This is a genomic window from Micromonospora sp. CP22 (assembly GCF_009712475.1).
Lineage (GTDB): Bacteria > Actinomycetota > Actinomycetes > Mycobacteriales > Micromonosporaceae > Micromonospora.
In genome coordinates, this window is sequence record NZ_VCJO01000031.1 from 12,865 (window position 1) to 30,067 (window position 17,203).

10 protein-coding genes are annotated in these 17,203 nt (G+C 71.5%); 4 read left to right on the top strand and 6 right to left on the bottom strand.

The features are described from left to right. Positions 1-32: 32 nt before the first annotated feature. From FF096_RS25340 to FF096_RS25350, 3 genes are read right to left on the bottom strand one after another with little or no spacing between them, the layout of a single operon-like run. Positions 33-854, bottom strand: a complete 822-nt coding sequence (locus tag FF096_RS25340; protein ID WP_309223911.1) for a class I SAM-dependent methyltransferase — start codon at positions 852-854, stop codon at positions 33-35. Further along, positions 851-5,170 (bottom strand): alpha-(1->3)-arabinofuranosyltransferase, encoded by a 4,320-nt coding sequence (locus FF096_RS25345; protein ID WP_155222072.1) that lies wholly within the window; start codon positions 5,168-5,170, stop codon positions 851-853. The genes FF096_RS25340 and FF096_RS25345 overlap by 4 nt, the downstream gene beginning before the upstream one ends. Continuing rightward, positions 5,167-6,834 (bottom strand): substrate-binding and VWA domain-containing protein, encoded by a 1,668-nt coding sequence (locus FF096_RS25350; RefSeq protein WP_155222073.1) that lies wholly within the window; start codon positions 6,832-6,834, stop codon positions 5,167-5,169. Before FF096_RS25350 ends, FF096_RS25345 begins: the two co-directional genes overlap by 4 nt. Positions 6,835-7,094: 260 nt before the next feature. Here FF096_RS25350 and FF096_RS25355 point away from each other — a divergent pair, with 260 nt between their 5' ends. Then, positions 7,095-8,249 (top strand): glycosyltransferase family 4 protein, encoded by a 1,155-nt coding sequence (locus FF096_RS25355; protein WP_309223912.1) that lies wholly within the window; start codon positions 7,095-7,097, stop codon positions 8,247-8,249. A 76-nt stretch (positions 8,250-8,325) separates the two neighbouring features. On the opposite strand, the gene FF096_RS25360 is transcribed toward FF096_RS25355, so the two are convergent. Both FF096_RS25360 and FF096_RS25365 read right to left on the bottom strand, forming a co-directional pair. Continuing rightward, entirely contained in the window at positions 8,326-8,487 is a 162-nt protein-coding gene (locus FF096_RS25360) for a hypothetical protein (RefSeq protein WP_155222074.1), read from the bottom strand. Beyond that, entirely contained in the window at positions 8,484-10,202 is a 1,719-nt protein-coding gene (locus FF096_RS25365) for a hypothetical protein (protein ID WP_155222075.1), read from the bottom strand. The genes FF096_RS25360 and FF096_RS25365 overlap by 4 nt, the downstream gene beginning before the upstream one ends. A gap of 248 nt (positions 10,203-10,450) precedes the next feature. Between FF096_RS25365 and FF096_RS25370 the strand changes: the two genes are divergently transcribed. Next, positions 10,451-12,601, top strand: coding sequence for a hypothetical protein (locus FF096_RS25370; protein WP_155222076.1), 2,151 nt, complete (start codon positions 10,451-10,453; stop codon positions 12,599-12,601). 59 nt (positions 12,602-12,660) lie between these two features. On the opposite strand, the gene FF096_RS25375 is transcribed toward FF096_RS25370, so the two are convergent. After that, positions 12,661-13,416 (bottom strand): FkbM family methyltransferase, encoded by a 756-nt coding sequence (locus FF096_RS25375; RefSeq protein ID WP_155222077.1) that lies wholly within the window; start codon positions 13,414-13,416, stop codon positions 12,661-12,663. Positions 13,417-13,587: 171 nt separating this feature from the next. On the opposite strand from FF096_RS25375, the gene FF096_RS25380 reads away from it, so the two are divergent. Both FF096_RS25380 and FF096_RS25385 read left to right on the top strand, forming a co-directional pair. Continuing rightward, entirely contained in the window at positions 13,588-14,859 is a 1,272-nt protein-coding gene (locus tag FF096_RS25380; protein WP_196222648.1) for a polysaccharide biosynthesis protein, read from the top strand. A gap of 151 nt (positions 14,860-15,010) precedes the next feature. Beyond that, positions 15,011-16,825: a VanW family protein gene (locus FF096_RS25385; RefSeq protein WP_309223913.1), complete on the top strand. Its 1,815-nt coding sequence runs from the start codon at positions 15,011-15,013 to the stop codon at positions 16,823-16,825. Positions 16,826-17,203: the final 378 nt, after the last annotated feature.

Below are 17,203 nucleotides of genomic sequence, written 5' to 3' on the forward strand. Positions count from 1 at the left end.
ATCAGTGAGATGGCCGCGAGGTTACTACCTAGTCACATAGCCACGCGACCCCCGGTCAGCTCGGATTTCTCCACCACACCGGGCTGCCGCTGGGCAGTGCGACGCAGTACGAGCACGAAGTTCCACGCCGCGACCTCACGCACGCCGGGCACCCGGATCACCCAGCGGGCCCACCACGGGTGGTAGCGCGGCAACGTGTCCAGCACCTCGATGTCGTCGTTACTCCGCGCCCAGCGCAGCGTGTCGGAGATCGAGACCGGGAAGAGTGTCTCCTGGAAGCGGTTCTTGGGCGGCCGTCCCATCCGTCGTTCGTACCGACGGCGGGCCCGGTCACCGCCGAGGTAGTGCCAGGGCGCGGTCTCGTGACCGCCCCAGGGCGACAGCCAGGGCGTGTACGACACGAAGATCAGCCCGCCGGGCCGGGTCACCCGCACCATCTCGTCGAGCATCCGGGACGGTTCGGCGACGTGTTCGACGACGTTGGAGGAGAACGCCACGTCCACGCTGCCGCTGCGCACCGGCAGCGCCGTGCCACTGCCCCGCAGCATCCCCGCCACCGAGTCACCGGCTGCCGAGAAGTCGCCGACATCCGGGTCCAGCCCGACGTAGTGGGCACCGGCCGAGCGGAAGGCAGTCGCGAAGTATCCCGGGCCACCACCCACGTCGAGCACGGTCCGACCGGCCAGCTCGGTGTAACCCGACACCTGACGCACCGAGTCGTCGGCCAGCAGGCCGTAGAAGTGGTCCGGGTCGGTCTGTTCCACCAGGAACGCCCGGAACAGGGCCACCGATCGGCTCAGCGATGCGAAGCGACGTCGCTGAGCCCGTCGCGTCCGGTCGTCCGCTGCCCTCACCGCGCCACCGTCCCGTCCTCGTCCTCGCCCCTGCCCGCAGCCACGTCCGGCGGCTCACCGGGCGTGTCCGGCGTCACATCATGCGGGATGATCGGTTCCGGGCGTACACCGGGGACCGGCAGGACCGCGGCGACCACCGCACCGATCGCGACCAGCATCGCTGCCTGCACCCACACCCCGTACGCCCACGCCTGTCCGTGCCCCTGCAACCGACCGGCCACAGCGATCGCGGTCGCCACGGTCAGGCTGCCCAGCACCACCACCGGCAGGGCGCGCACCGCCAACTGCCGCAGCAGCATCGCGGCCAACACGATGGCCACCGGAAGCACCCCGCCCAACGCGGCGAGCAGCACCACCAGCAGCACGCCGACCAGCCAGGCGGGAGCCTCGGCCGCGATGGCGTCGTCGTCCCCGCCGATGGTCGTCCGGCGACGTACCGGCCAGATGGCCAGGACCAGGACGCCGACCGCCAGCACCGCCCCGGCGGCCAGACCACCCCGATACGTACGGTCGGGGGCGAAGACGAGTTGGACCTCACCACCGGGGCCCGGCGGCAGCACCCACGCCTGTTGCCACCCGTCCACCCGGGAACTGAGCAGCGGTTGCCCGTCGAGGGTGGCGGTCCAGCCGGGGTTGGCGTTCTCCGGCACCACCAGCAGCGCCTGCTCACCGGCGGCAACCCGCACGGTCCGGTCGGTGGCCGCCCAGTCGAGCACGGTTACCTCCCGATGGCGGGGGGCGGCGATCGCGTCGTCGTCCGGCCGCAGGGTCGCCTGGTGTACGACGAAGCCCTCCGACGGCGACGTGGCCAGCCGGTGCCCGCCTGCCGGCAGATCCAGCACCGCGCCGGATTCGCCGCAGACGCGGACCGGCACCGGCCGTCCGGCCAGCACGTCCGCCAGGCTGGCGGAGACCGACGTGTCGTAACGGAGACCGGCCAACTCGACGGTCGGGCCGTCACCGCAGCGCTCCACCACCTTGGTGTCGGTGCCGATCAGGTTCAGCAGACTCGCCAGTGCCGGGATCTCCACCTCCGCGATGCCCGCCGTGGCGGGCCACCCGTTGCCCCGCAGGTCGGCCAGCCGGTGCTCGGTCTCCCGCACCACGATCTCCAGCCGGTCGGTACGCACCGACGGGAAGCGGACGGTCCCGTCGGCTTCGACCGACGCCTGCACCTCGCGTCCCGGTGTGTGGATCTCCACCTGCTGCGGCAGCGAGCCGATCGGCGACGAACCACCCCGCAGCCGCAACCGGTCGATCCGACGCTCGCCGGACCAGCTGAGCTTGAGGGTGGGGCGCAGGTCTCCGGTGGCGGCCAACCAGGCCGTGTTCGGGTCACCGTCGACAGCCGCGTACGCGCCGACCGCCGGGTCACCGCTCAGATTGGACGACGCGATGGCGGTCACCTTCGTGCCGGAGAGCGCCAGCGCCCCACCAGGACGGGGCACCACCGACAGTTCCATCCGATAGGTGCCGGCCGCCGGGTTGCGGAACAACCGATCCAGACCCAGCGGTTCCTCACCGACCCGGGCCAGGAAGCGATCGCAGCGGATCACCGTGCCGACCGCCCCACCGGAGCCGCCGTCGGAAACCTGGGCGGGATAGCACGCCGGCCGGTCCGTCGGCCCGCGACTGAACACCCAACTGACCGGCGTCGACAGCTCGTCCGGCAGGTCCGTCGGGGCGCGTAGCGCGCGACGCGGTTCGCTGCCCGGGATGGACAGTTCCCGGATGCCGACGCCACCGTCGAGGTGACCATCGGCCACCGCCAGCACCGTCACCCGGATCCGGCTGGTGGGGCCCGGCAACGTGTAGTACGAGTGACCGCCCAGGGTGGTGGCCACGTCGTGGTCCACCGAACCCCGGTCGGTGGTGAGCCGAAACCGGGTCACCGGCCAGCCCACCGCCAGGTCGGTGACGAACGAGAGCCGCACACTGTCGACCTGACGCGGGGTGTCCAGATCCACCTGGAGCCATTGCCCGACCGGTCCGGCCAGCGGCGCGGAGTGCCAGGCCGTGTCGTACTCCCCGTCGACGGCGGCGAACGGCAGGTGGGACGGGTTGGCCGGGCCGAGGCTGTCGACGAAACTCGCCGCCGACGACGCCGTCACCTCACGGATGCCCTGGTAGGTCGCGGTGGTCTGGTGCCGCTCGTCGGAGAAGGGCAACACGTCGAGGGCGACCCGCCCCTGTCGCCCCGCCTCGTTCGCGGTCAACGTCTGGGAGAGGTTGTCCCGGACCCGGCCGATGTCGCGCTCCCGGCGACGCAGACCGTCAGTGACGATCCACCGGTCGCCGACGGCGTCGTCGACGGATTCGTCCCGGTCACCGGTCAGCACCACCGGACGGTCCCGTTCCACCACCCCCTGTTCGAGCAGGGGAAGCAGCGACTCCGGACCACCGCTGACCGTCGGCACATCGGCGGTCAGCACCGCCGACGCGGCCGGGACCGGCCGCTGCACCTCGTACACCTCGATGGCCGGTGGAGAGCCGACACCGTCGTCCACCGGACTACCGAGTGTCCGGGACAGCGCGTCGGTGGTGCCGAAGGTGGCCACCAGGGCGATGCCGGGTGAGTCGGTCAACGCGCGACGCAGCACCGTCACCGGTGGCGCGTCCACCTGGGTGCGGTCGATGTCGTTGCGCAGCAGCAGGTGTCGGAAACCGGAGCGGGCGAGCAGGTCGGCCAGACCGGCTGACCCCCGACCGGCGGCCAGCACCTCCTCGACGGTGTCCATCATCCGGGTGTTGCCCGCCGACCCCAGCGGAACCTGGTGGCGGACCGCCCACGGTGCCTCGGCCAGTGCCTGCATCGGCTCGTCGACGGTGCGTCCCCAGTCGTACTGACCGAAGCCGGAGCCGGGCACCACCAGCGTGCGGGCCAACGCGTCCCGGTCGGCCAGCCAGGTCGCCGCCGATCGCCAGTGCGGCGGCAGATCCGACCAGCCGGGGCCGGGACGCAACTGGCCCAGCCAGGCCGGAGCGGCGGCACCCAGCACGAGCAGCAGCACCGGCGCGAAGACCAGCGGACGCAGCCGGATCCCAGGTCGGCGGCGGGTCACCGCGTTGTGCATCCGGGTGGCCACCGCGTCGACGCCGTGGGCGAAGCCGAGCATCAGCGGCAACCGCAGCACCGGGTCGAGCTTGTGCACGTTGCGGAACGGCGCCAACGGACCGTCCAGCAGATCGCGGACCAGTTCGGAGATCGGGCTGTCCACCGATCCGACGTAGCCGATGGTGAGCAGGGTCAGCCCGGTGAGGAACCCGGCCACCAGGAAACGCCGTTGGGGCAGCAGGTTGCCGGCCAACCCGGCCAGCCCGATCAGCGCGACGATCGCGGTGAGCGTCATCAGCAACGGGTGGTCGATCAGCAGCCAGCCCGCCGGCCACCACGGCTCGCCCTGCACGATGTACGCGACCCACTGGTTGGTGCCGCGTACCGCCTGGAACAGGGAGGCCACCGCGGTGGTCGTGGTGGACGACTCGATGTAGTCGAGGAAGGGGAGGCTGTACTGGCCGAGGAGCAGCAGCGGCACGATCCACCACAGGCAGACCCCGATGACGCAGACGCACCACCAGGCGACCAGGCGCACGTGCTGCGCGTCCCAGCGGCGGGTGAGCAGCCAGACGCCGGGCAGGAGCAGCGCCAGCAGCACCACCGCCGCGTTGATCCCGCCCATGCCGAGCACGGCCAGCGCGGAGAGCGCGGCGGCCCGGCGCGGAGAACCGATCCGGCGTACGGTCACCAGCGGCAACAGCACCCAGGGCAGCATCGAGGCGGCCAGCGTCTCCGAGGAGAGCGCACCGACCTCGGTGAGGATTCGCGGGGCCAACGCGTAGCCGAGGGCCGCCGCGTACCGGGCCGGTTCGGTGCCGATCTGCAACGCCCTGGCCAGCCGCAGCAGACCGTAGAAGGCGGCGGCCAGCAACAGCGCCGTCCACAACCGCTGCGTGATCCACGGCGGCACCGACAGCCACTGCCCGACGGCGAAGAACGGCCCCATCGGGAACAGGTAGCCGTACGCCTGGTTCTGCAACTCACCCGAAGTGGCTTCCGGGTTCCACAGGTGCAACGCCCGAGCCATGAAGTGGATCGGGTTCGCGGCCAGGTCGAGTTTGGTGTCGAAGGTGACCTGACCGGGCCGCTGCCCGAAGGCGATCGTGGTGAGCAGCAGCAGCGAAAGCGCGGTACCCGGCGAGCGACGCAGCCGCGCCACCAGCGCGCCGCGCGACCGGCGCGGTCGCTCCGACCCGGTGTCCGGTCGCTCCGACCCGGTGTCCGGCGACCGGAGCGGTCGCTCCGGCTCGCCACTCATCGGCGGCACTCCGGCGGCAGACAGCTCAGGTCAGCCAGCGCCGAGAAGAAGATGCGGCGGATTCCGCTCGGTTGCTCGGTGACGAACACCTGCCCGCCGGTGACCTTCGTGATGGCCTTCAGCTCCTCGGGGTCGATGTCCGCACCGAGACCGATGAAGATGATCGGCAGGGGGCGGCGCGGCTCCTGCAACCGCTTGAGTTCGGCCAGGAAGTCGGCCCGCCCGATGGTGTCGGCGTCCTCGTTGCGCCCATCGGTCATCACCAGCACCAGGTTGATCCGCCCCGGGATCCAGTTGCGGCGAGCGTCGCGGTACGCGGCCAGCGTGCTGTCGTACAGCCCGGTGCCGCCCTGCGGCTTGACCCGGACCTCGGCCAACGCCTCAGTCAACTTCTTGCGTTGGCCGCCCAGCGGGCGTACCGGCAGGATCTCCCGGTAGTCCCGGTCACCGTCGACCTTGGTGGAGAAGACCCAGATGCCGAGTTCGCTGTTGTCCAGCAACAACTCGGCACCCTCCCGGGCGGCGCGCACCGTGGCGTCGAGTCGGGTGCCACCGGCCGGCACCGGCGCGGCCATCGACCCGGAGATGTCGAGCAGGGTGAGAATCCGGGCGCTGCGCTGCACGCCACTCCAGCCGGTCAACACGTCGTTGACCATCTCCTCGGCGGGCAGCGGCACCGGTTGACGTTCCTCGGGCCGTAACCGACCGTCCTCCGGCATCGCCGGGGGGAACCCGGCCGAGGTCCGGAAGCCGTGCCCGGCGAACACCTCCCGGGCCTCGCCGGTCAGCAGCCGGTCGAGGAACGCACCACCAGCGTCGCGGGTCCGGCCCTGCGCGGCGGGCAGCACCACGTACGGCAGGTCGAGCCACGGCACGTCGACTTCGGGGTACGCCGCGACCAGCTTTCCGGTCGCCGCCAGCGCGTTGTGTTCCAGCACCGCCTGTTCGCTGGCGGCCACCGCGTTCGCCCGACCGGGCAGGTCCCGGTTCGGGGTCAACGAGCTGGCCTCCTCGGCCGGGCTGAAGGTCCGCTCGGCGAGACCACGCAACGTCGCCGCCACGGTGGCGGGCGAGCCCTCGCTCTCCTCGGCCAGGGCACGGGCACCGAGCAGGGCACCGACCCCGGCCGGGTCGGCCGCCGGATCGGGGAGCCCGACCTGGACCTTGCCCGCCCGCGTACCGAGCAGCGACGCCCAGGTCAGCGGCTTGTCCGGCCACCCGGAGCGACGCGCGACGCGCTCGTTGACGGCCAGCACCACCGGGGTGCTCGCCACCGACGTGCCCTCTCCGGGCACCTCGAACGCTCCGGCGGCACGGGCCCGACGCAGCCAGAACGTCGACTCGGGCAGCCACACGTCCCCGACATCGCCGTCGTCGGCGAGTTCCCGGACGACCGTCGCCGACGGTCGGGCCTGCACCTCGACGGAGACACACGGTTGACTGCCGACGTTGGCTCTGGCCACCCGGTCGAGTGCCGGCGCGATCACCGGAGCGGCCACCACGCGGAGTCGCACCTGTTCGGCGCAGGTCGGGATGCCCCGGTCGGTTCGGATGTACGCCACTGCCGCCCAGCCGGCCAGCAGCAGCACCAGTGCGGCGCTGAGCAGCACCACCGGTGAGCGGCGGGACAGGACGCGCGTCGGCGCGGGACGGTCGGCAACCACCGCCGCCTCACCTCCTCGTCACGCCCGCGGACGATGTCCCACCGCAGGTCATCACACCTGCCACGACGAGCACGGCCATCAGGCACCGGGCATCGTACGGGATCGCGCTGCACACCCTGCCAAGGTTTCCGCCCGTCGGCAAACCCCCCATCCACAAGCCGTTACCGGATCGTCGCCGCCAGAACTGCCCCATTGCGCAGCCGGGCTGGACCGCCCTAGGGTGGCGCGATCGTGCTCACTTACTCACCGGTAGGAGCAGCGTGGACAACTCCGGTACCCCCTCCCGCCACGTCTTGTTCCTCAACTGGCGCGACACCACCAACCCCGAGGGCGGCGGCTCGGAGGTGTACATCGAGCGGATCGCCGCCGAGCTGGTCACCGCCGGTCACCAGGTGACTCTGTTCTGTGCCGCGCACGGCAACGCCGGGCCGTCCGGCACCACCGAGTCCGGCGTACGGGTGCTGCGTCGTGGCTCCCGGATGACCGTCTACCTGCGGGCGGCGCTGCTCTGCCTCACCGGCCGGTTCGGGTTCGGCCCGCTGAGCCGCCGTGGCCTCGGTCGGCCCGACCTGATCGTCGACGTCTGCAACGGTGTGCCGTTCTTCGCCCCGCTCTATGCCGGCCGACCGGTCATCGCGTTGGTCCACCACGTGCACCGGGAGCAGTGGCCGGTGGTGTTCGGGCCGTTGATGTGCCGACTGGGCTGGTGGATCGAGTCCTGGCTGGCCGTCCGGCTCTACCGGCGGTGCCGCTACGTCACGGTCTCCGAGGCCAGTCGCGCCGAGCTGGTGGCACTCGGAGTCGACGCCGAACGCATCGACGTGGTGCCCAACGGAACCCCACCGGTGACCGGTCCGTCGCTGCCCCGCACCCCCAACCCGTCGCTGGTGGTGCTGGGCCGACTGGTGCCACACAAACGGGTCGAGATCGCCCTGCAGACCGTCGCCGAGCTGGCCGAGGAACTGCCCGACCTGGAGCTGGTGGTGGCCGGGCAGGGCTGGTGGGAGGAGCCGCTGCGCGCACGGTGCGCCGCCCTGGGGATCACCGACCGGGTGCGGTTCTCCGGCTTCGTCAGCGAGGACGAGAAGCACGCCCTGCTCAGCTCCGCCTGGCTCGCCCTCACCCCGTCACTGAAGGAGGGCTGGGGCCTGACCATCGTGGAAGCCGCCGCGCGCAGCACCCCGACGGTGGCCTTCCGGTACGCGGGCGGAGTGGCCGAGGCGATGGTCGACATGGAGACCGGCCTGCTGGTCGACGACGAGGCGGAGTTCACCGCGGTCGTACGTGACCTGCTCGCCGACGACGTTCGGCGCAAGGCGATGGGCGAGGCGGCGCTGGCCCACGCGGCGCGCTACACCTGGACGGCCACCGGTGCCCGGTTCGCGCAACTGGTCGCGGACGCGACCAACCGCTGACCAGCTGGCGGTGCCGCCCGGCTCCGGACACGACAAAGGCGCCCGCCGGATGCGGGCGCCTTTGCGCTGGTCGAGGTCAGCGCGTGCCGTACAGCGGGGCCTCGGTCTGCTCACTCACCTTGGAGTTAGCGGCCTCCTGGGCGGACGGGCTGAGCACGTTCGCCAGACCGACGCTGCCGAGCATGCCGAGCACGACCCCGAGTACCCCGACGGCGACGAACGCGGGCAGGTTCCTCATCCACCTTCTCCTTCCGCGGGACTCGCGTGCCGGGACGCTACCACGCGGTAGCACCGTCGTGCAGTGCCTGAAGAAACGAGAACCAGCACCACCGTTCCGGCTAACAGGTGCGCCCAACCCACCGGGCCGGGACGGCTCGGCCCCGGCTCCGGACGCCATGCCGGGTTCTCGTACAACGTCAGCTCGTCACCGGCGTACACCTGCCGCAGCCCGGCCAGCGTCGCCGGTTCGGGGGTGGGACCGGCGGCGCGCTGCACCAGCACCCACCGTGGACCAGCCGCCGCCACCGGTTCGCCGGCCGCGAGCAGCGCACGCAGCCGAGCCGCCCGAGGATCCTCCCCGGCGACGGCGGTGCCGTCCACCCGCAACGTGTCGTCGATCAGGACTGGTACGCCGAGGTAGCGCGGTGCCGGGTCGATCACCACCTGACCGCCGTTCCACGCATAGCTCTGGTACTCCTGGAACGGCAGCGAGACGACCTCACCTGGCCGTTCGTCGACCAGCCGCGCCACCGTCGCCCAGTCCGCCGGCCAGGCCACCGGTCGCAGCCGTCCCGCCCCACCGAAGGCGAGATCAGGCATGACGGCCAACGGCAGCAGCGCCGCACCGGCCAGCACCACGCGCCCGGTGGCCAGGTCGAACCGGGCCGCTAGGTGTCCGGCCAGTCGCTCCACGCCGACCGCCCCGGCGACCGCCACCAGCAGCACGTACGGCACCAGCAGCTTCTGCCCGTCGCGGAGCAGCCCGGCACCGGGCACCGAGGTGACCAGCCAGCCCAGCAGACTCGCCCCGCCGGGTAGCACCCCGAGTGCGGCACCCAGCCACGAGGCGACCGCGAGCAGGCCGAGCCGACCGGCGACCGGGCTCCTCCAGCGACGCCAGAGCACCGGCAGCCCGTACCCGGCGACCGCCAGCACCAGCAGCGTCGCCAGCGGAATCAGCCATCCGCTCCGGGAGGCCGGGGTGGCCTGCCCGTTCCAGATACCGCCGGTGCCGGCGAGCGCCCACAACGCCCCCGCCCAGTTCTCCGACCGGGCGGCGAAGACCGCCACCCCGGCCGGGTCGGATCGGCCGCTTCCCGCGCTGACGAACCCGGCCACCAGCCACGGGGCGTTCAACAGCACCGTCGTGACGACTCCGGTCGCTGCCGCCCGCGCCGCGCCGGGATACCGCCCGACCAGCAGCACCGTGACCACGACCAGGGCGAGCAGCCCGCCGGTCGGCGTGATCGCGGACGCCGCCACCGCCAACAACAGCCGACGCAGGGCACCCCGCTCGGCACCGCGTACCCCGATCGCCGCCCGCACCAGCCAGGGCAACATGGCGTACGCGACCAGCAGCCCCCACTGCCCGATCAACAACCGCTCGGCCAGGTACGGCGTCCACGCGTACCCGAGCGCGGCCACCACCCGCACCCCGGTCCGCTCGGTCGGCACCAGCCGCGCCGCACCCAACGCAGCCAGGTAGAGGATCGCCACCAGCACCAACCGTTGCAGCACCCACCCGGGGAACAGCTGGTTCGCCAGCGCCACCACGGCGTCCTGCGGGACGGCCCGGGGCAGGGCCGTGGCCGGGGCGATCAGCTCCCAGCTCAACGCCGACCTCGGCACGAAGACCATGTCGTAACGCAGCACGTATCCGGGAAGGGCCAGCGGCGCGAGCACCACCGCCGTCACGGCGGCGGCCACCGCGTGCGGCACCAGCCGTTCCCGCATCCGTCGACCTCACCACTGCCGGTGCGCGGCGACCGGCCGCGCTGGTGGCGGCCACTGTACGCGCCCTTCGGCGTCCCGCCCCCGCTCCCTGCCGAACCATCCGTTGACCTGATGGGAGGCGCAACCGTTGCTGTGGCAGTCTTCCCGCCATGGCATCGAACCCCTCCCACCCTTCCCTGAAGGTCAGCCAGACCACGGGGTTCCGCCCGACGCGCTCGGGCCAGGCGGATGAGGGTTCGTCGACAGGTATGGACGACCCGGACGACGCGAGCGGGCCGGGCCGCGTCGGCTGGCTGGGCCGGGACCAGATCCGTACGGCGGCGTTGGCTCTCATCGCGCTCAGCGTGCTGTGGCGTGCCCAGGTGGCCTCCCGTGGCTTCCTGGCCGCCGACGACTACGTGATGATCACCCAGGCGGCGGAGTCCGAGCTGACCGTCGAGCATCTGCTCAGCCTCTACAACAACCACCTCATGCCCGGCGGTCGGCTGCTCATCTGGCTGATCACCGAGTACGTCGGGATGGCCTACTGGCCGTACGTCCTGCTGATGGCGACCGGCCAGGCGATCCTCGGCCTCACCTTCTTCCGGCTGCTGCGCCGACTGCTACGACCGTCCTGGCTGCTGCTCCTGCCCCTCGGCGCGTTGATGTTCAGCCCGCTGACCCTGGAGGCCACCTCCTGGTGGGCCGTCGGGGTCAACATGCTGCCGATGCAGATCGCCATGGTGCTCGCGGTGGGCGCACAGGTCGGCTACGTGCAGACCCGGCGCAAACGGCACCTGGTGACCCTCGCCCTCTCGGTCCTGCTCGGTCTGGCCTTCTTCGAGAAGGCGATCCTGGTCGTGCCGCTGGTCTTCCTACTCACCGCCGCCCTCTACGCCAACGGCGGTTTCTTCCGCACCATCTGGACGACGATCCGCCGCTGGTGGCCGTCCTGGTTGCTGCTGACCGCGCTGTCCCTCGGCTTCCTCGCCGCCTATCTGACCAGGTCGGAGTCGTCCCTGCGCCGGCCGGCGTCGGCCGGTGAGGTGTTCACGTTCATCACCCAGATGCTCGGGTCCACCGTGGTGCCGGGCCTGCTGGGCGGGCCATGGCAGTGGCTGGGAGCAGGGGACGGCGCCCCGGTCGCGGCACCGCCGGAACTCGGCACCTGGATCGCCTGGACGATCTTCGTGGCGCTGGTCTGGGCGACCGTACGCCGTAGCCGCCGCGCCGGACGCGCCTGGCTGCTCCTCGGGGCGTACCTGGTGCTGGTGGCGGCGATGCTGGCCGCGACCCGACTCGGGTCGACCTTCAGTGGGGTCGCCGGAGGGGTTCCCCGTTACGTCAGCGACGTCGTCGTGGTGGCCGCCATCTGCCTCGGCGTCTCCGTGGTCGGGTTGGCCCGGCCGCCCCGGGTCCGCGACGACGCCGCAGCACCCGCCGAAGCGGCCACCCCACCAGCGAAAACGGAGCTGACCGAGCCGGTGCTGGCCGAGCCGGTCCGGACCGGACAGCCGACGGTGGCGGCCAGACTCGGCGTCATCCACGCCGAAGCTCCCGTCGACCCCGCGCCGGTACCAGCGCCGCAGGGCAGCAACCCGCCACCGGCTGACGACCCGAACAGCGACACCACCGACGGCAACGCCCCGGAGGCCGGTGACCCGTCGCCCGCCACGCCACACCGCCGCGCCGCCGACGACCAACCGGCCGACGCGGCACCACCCCCACCGGAGACGACCCCGTCCCTTCCCGGGGTGGCCGAGCGCTACCGGGAGGCGGTGCACGTGGCACTCGCCCTGGTGCTCGTCGCCGTCTGCCTCGGCGCGGTGTGGACCACGTCCCGGTACAGCGACGAGTGGGCGGTCAAGTCGAGCCGGTCGTACATCGACACCGTTCGGATCGAGATGGCCAGCGCGCCGCCCGACACGGTGTTCTTCGACGGTCCCGTCCCGAACGAGGTCGTACCGGACCTGTCCTGGCCCTACAACCTCCAATCCCGGTTCTTCCGCGCCCTCGGCACCCGCCCCACGTACGTCGACGAGGCCGATCACCTATCGGTGTTGGACTCCCTCGGCCGGATCCAGGTGGCCACGGTCATCGGCAGCACCATCCAGCCGGGCCCCCAGGAGGGCTGCGGCTACCTGATCGCCAGCGGGAAGACGGTACGGATGCCACTCAACGAACCCCGCGACGACTGGCACTGGGTGGTGCGCATCGGCTACCTCAGCTCGGCGGACGGCACGGCGACCCTGCGGTTCGGCACCGGCACCGCCACCTTCCCGGTCAAGAAGGGCCTCAACCAGCGCTTCTTCCGCATCGTCGGCGGAGGCGACGCGGTCGAGCTCACCGTGACCGGTAGCGACGTGTCGCTGTGCACCAACGAGATCGCGATCGGCAACCCGGCCCCGCGGCCCGAGTAGCCGCAACCCGTTCGGCGGCGGGGCCGGACCGCCCCGCCGACACTCGCATCGTCCCGCCGTCACTCGGGGCGGAACAGCACCGAGTTGACGTACCGGGGCCGGGGCCACACCACCCGGCGGGCGAAGCCCTGACCCACCCGGGCGATCGCCGCACGCTGATGCCCGCCGAGGTCGAAGTCGGCCAGCGGCACCCACGTACGAGACGGCAGCACGTAACCGCGATAGCCCCAGCTGGTGAGCAGGTCCAGCAGCGGCTCCACCGGCTGGATCCGCTCCTCCACCTCGATCAGCAACACCGGACGGTCCCGCCGGACGGTCTGCTCCGCGCCACGCAGCGCCGGCAACTCGTGACCCTCGATGTCGAGCTTGATGAAGCGCACGTCGGTCAGGTCGAGCGAGTCCAGCGTGATCCGTCGGACGGAGACCGCCGGGCCCTGCGCCGCATCCTCCAGAGACGAGGTACCGACGATCGCCCCGCCCTCCGGCAGGTAGAGCGTGGCCGTGCCCTCGTGGTCGGAGACGGCCGCCTCGATCACCTCGACGTCCGGGAAGGCCACCCGGAGTTGCCCGGCCAGCGCCGTGGTCGGCTCCACCGCGACCACCCGGTCGGCTCGCCGGAGCAGTCGGGCCGTCCACGGCCCGTACCAGGCCCCCACGTCCACCGCAGTGCCACCGACCGGAACGAAATCGGCGAGCCGCGCCAGTTCCGGCTCCACCCGGGGGTACGCCCGGCGGATCGCTCCGGCCAACAGTCGCGCGGGGAGCAGAGCCGCCAGTCCGGAGGTCGCTGCGGGGGCCAGCTTCGTCGACGCCATGGGGCAGCACACTAGACGTTTCCCGGTCCGCTGGGCAGGGGGTGCCGGTCCAGGGCTGTCCAGACGGTCGACCTGCCGGTACCGTCGTCCGGTCGGGTCGCCGTCCCGACCGGATCGCGGCCCGGCATGACCGGGTCGTCCGCGCGGACGACCGACACGACGCGGAGTGGCATGGCCCAGACCACGAGCAGGGACGCCGCCCGGACGCGCCTCGGCGTGGCCGGTGCCGCGGTCACCGTCGCCACGGTGGTCACCAACGCGCTGGCGTACGTCGTCCCGATGCTCGGTGCGCGCCGACTCAGCGCCGCCGACCTGGGCGCACTGGCGACGGTGCTCGCGCTCGCCGCGATCGCGGCGGTTCCCGGCTTCGGTCTACAGATCGCGGTGGCTGCCCATCGGGCGCGCGAAGGTGCTGGTGACACCGGCCGCCTCGGGTTACGCACCGCGGCCCTGACGGCCGGGGTCACCCTCGCGGCGGCACCGGTCCTGACGGTCGCCCTGCGCCTGCCGCTGACACTCACGCTGCTGCTCGCGGCCACCACGTTCGCCACCGTGCTCAGCGGCCGGTGGCTCGGCGAACTTCAGGGGGATCAGCGTTTCCTGCGACTCGCCATGGCGATGGTCGTGGTGGCCGTCGGTCGTTACGGCGGACTGGTCGTCGGGTTGTCGCTCGGCCGAGGTCCGGAAACCTCCCTGCTCCTGACCACTCTGACCGGCCTGCTCGCGCTGCCGTTGCTGGCCCGTCTCGCCAACTCACCCGGACACCCACGAACAGGTGACCAGGCCGCGCCTGGCCCAGGCGCTGTCGACCGGGCCGAGACGCCTGCCGCCGGGTCGCCGCTCGGGGCCAGGCAGGTGATGACGGCGTGCGGGGCGACGTTGGCGATGCTCACCATCTCGTACGCGGACCTGATCCTCGCCCGCCAACTCCTACCGGCCGCCGCCTCCGGGGCGTACGCCGTCGGCGCGGTCCTCACCAAGGGCGCGCTCTGGGCCCCGCAGGTCGTCACGCTGCTGGTGTTGCCCCGCCTGGCCCAGGGCGATCGACGCGCCCGGCTGGTGGCGCTGGCGCTGATCCTGGCCTGCGGAACGGTCCTCGTCGTCAGCTCGGCGGTCGGCGGTGAGCTGGCCTTCCGGCTCGTTGGCGGCGCCGACTACCTGCACCTGGCCGGAACAGCGCCGATGTTCGCCGCTGTCGGAGCCCTCTACGCGGTGGTGTTCATGCTGGTGAACGACCGGGTGGCGACCGCCGCCCGGTGGCCGGCCGCGCCGCTGTGGCTGGCCACGGCCGGCCTGGCGGCGGGTGCCGTGATGATCGCGCCACGTACGGTGGCCGGAGTGCTGACCTGCTCGGTGCTCGCCGCCGCCCTGGCTGCGGTGGTGATGGGCGGGCTGGTGTTCGGGCGCGGAGCTGACCCACGGAACAAACCGCCGTCACCGTGAGTCAGATTTTCCGGGCACAGCCCTCGATGAACGGGCAGAACTGGCAATCCGGCCCGACTCGGCCTCCCCGGTGCTGGCCTGGTTGGCTACCGTAGTTCTCCCGGAGAGGGCACCCCCGGCTCCGCATGCGGTATGTCGCTAAGAGGTAACTGTGACGCTGTACGGCGAAGAACGTCCACCCCCGGCCGACGACCGGCCCACGGTGCAGGTGACTGCGGTCAGCTGGCCGATCGAGGAGCCGGTACGACCAGCACCTACCCCGCCGGACGGCGCCCGAACCCGGTCCCGCCGGTTCCGGCTGCTGATCGCCTCCGGCGTGGCCACCGCCGTGCTCGGCTCGGTGGGTGCGGTGGCCGTCTGGGCGTACGCGGGCGACGTGCCCCGTGGCACCAGCGTGCTGGGCACCGAACTTGGTGGACGCAGCCGGACGGACGCGGCGCGGGAGCTGCGGGAGCAGCTGGACCGTCGGGCAGCCGAACTCGAAGCCCCCATCCAGGTACGCGTCGGCGAACGGACCGCTGAGATCGTCCCCGCCGAGGTAGGGCTCACCGTCGACGTCGACGCCACCGTGGCAGCCGCAGCGGCGACCAGTGCCCACGCCGTGGACCGCCTGGTCGGCTCGCGGGAGATCGAGCCGGTGGTCTCGGTCGACGTGCCGAAGCTCGAAACCGCCCTGAAGAAGCTCGTCGGCGACCAGGGCCGGAAGATGACGATGCCGGCCATCACCTTTTCCGGCACCAAGCCGAAGGTGCGCTACCCGAAGCCGAGCCTCACCATCGCCCCGGAGCATTCCGCCGACGCCGTCAAGCAGGGCTGGTTGAGCGGGCAGCCGGTCACCGTCCCGCTGGTGGAGAACCACCCGGCCACCACCGCCGAGGAAGTGGACCGGCTCGTCGCCGAGCTGGCGGAGCCGGCCGTGGCGGCACCGGTCAAGCTGACCACCGAACGCGGTTCGGTCACCATCCCACCGCAGGCCATCGCGAAGAGTCTCCGTTTCAAGGCCGACAAGACCGGCAAGCTCACGCCCAGCGTGGACGTCAAGAAGCTGCGTTCCGCGCTCGGCAGCACCCTCGACAAGGTCGAGGTGGCTCCGAAGGACGCCACGATGACCATCTCCGGCGGAAAGCCGAAGGTGGTGGACGGACGGGCCGGCAAGCAGGTCGACACCAGCAGCCTCGGCACTGACCTGCTCGCGGTCCTGCCTCGCGGCGACGATCGGACGATCTCCGCCGCGCTCAAGCCGGTCCAGCCGAAGCTCACCGCGGAGAAGCTTCAAAGCCTAGGGATCAAGGAGAAGGTCTCCTCCTTCACCACCAACTTCACCGGAGGGCTCTCCTCGCCGCGCAGCCAGAACATCGTGACGATCGCCAACGACGTGAAGGGGACCGTGGTCCTGCCCGGCGAGACGTTCTCGCTCAACGGTCACACCGGTGAACGCGGCTACTCCCAGGGCTACCGCGACGCGCCGGTCATCCTCAACGGAAAACTGGTGCCGGGGGTCGGCGGTGGCACCTCACAGTTCACGACGACTCTCTTCAACGCCACGTACTACGCGGGCCTGGAGGATGTCGAGCACAAGCCACACTCGTACTACTTCAGCCGCTACCCGGCGGTCATCGAGTCGACCATCTTCTGGCCGGACCTCGACTTCAAGTTCCGCAACAACACCGAATACGGCCTCCTGATCGACACCTCCTACACCGGCAATTCGGTGACGGTGTCGATCTGGAGCACGAAGATCTGGGACAGCGTGAAGACCGAGTACGGCCCTCGGCGGAACATCACCTCGCCGAAGACCGTCTACCTCGAACCTGGACCGAGCTGCATTCCCGCGAACGGCAGTCAGGGCTTCACCCAGGACGCGTTCCGGGTCATCAAGAAGGACGGCAAGGTCGTCAAGCGGGAGAAGTTCACCTGGACCTACAGCGCGGAACCCCGCTTCATCTGCGCGAAGAAGCCCGACTGACGTCCGCTGGGCAACAGCTTCCACGGCCCCGCCGGCTTCGCGCCGGTGGGGCCTTCTCTTTGCGTACGCCCCGACCCCGTCGGCGTTCCAGCGATGCCCTCTGCCCTCTGCCCTCCCAAGACAGCGAGCCTGGGCTTCGGCTTCGAGACATCGAGGTCGGTTGGCTTGTCGACCCCGGGGAGAAGGGTCGCCCTGGCTTTGCAGTCGGCCGCTGCCTTCGGCGGTTGGGCCACTGTTGGGCCGGTCCCAACCTCATGGCGGGGACACGGGTGTCTGGAAATGCGTTGAGGGCCACCCCATTTGGGGTGGCCCTCAACGGAAGAATGTCCGGCGGTGTCCTACTCTCCCACACCCTCCCGGGTGCAGTACCATCGGCGC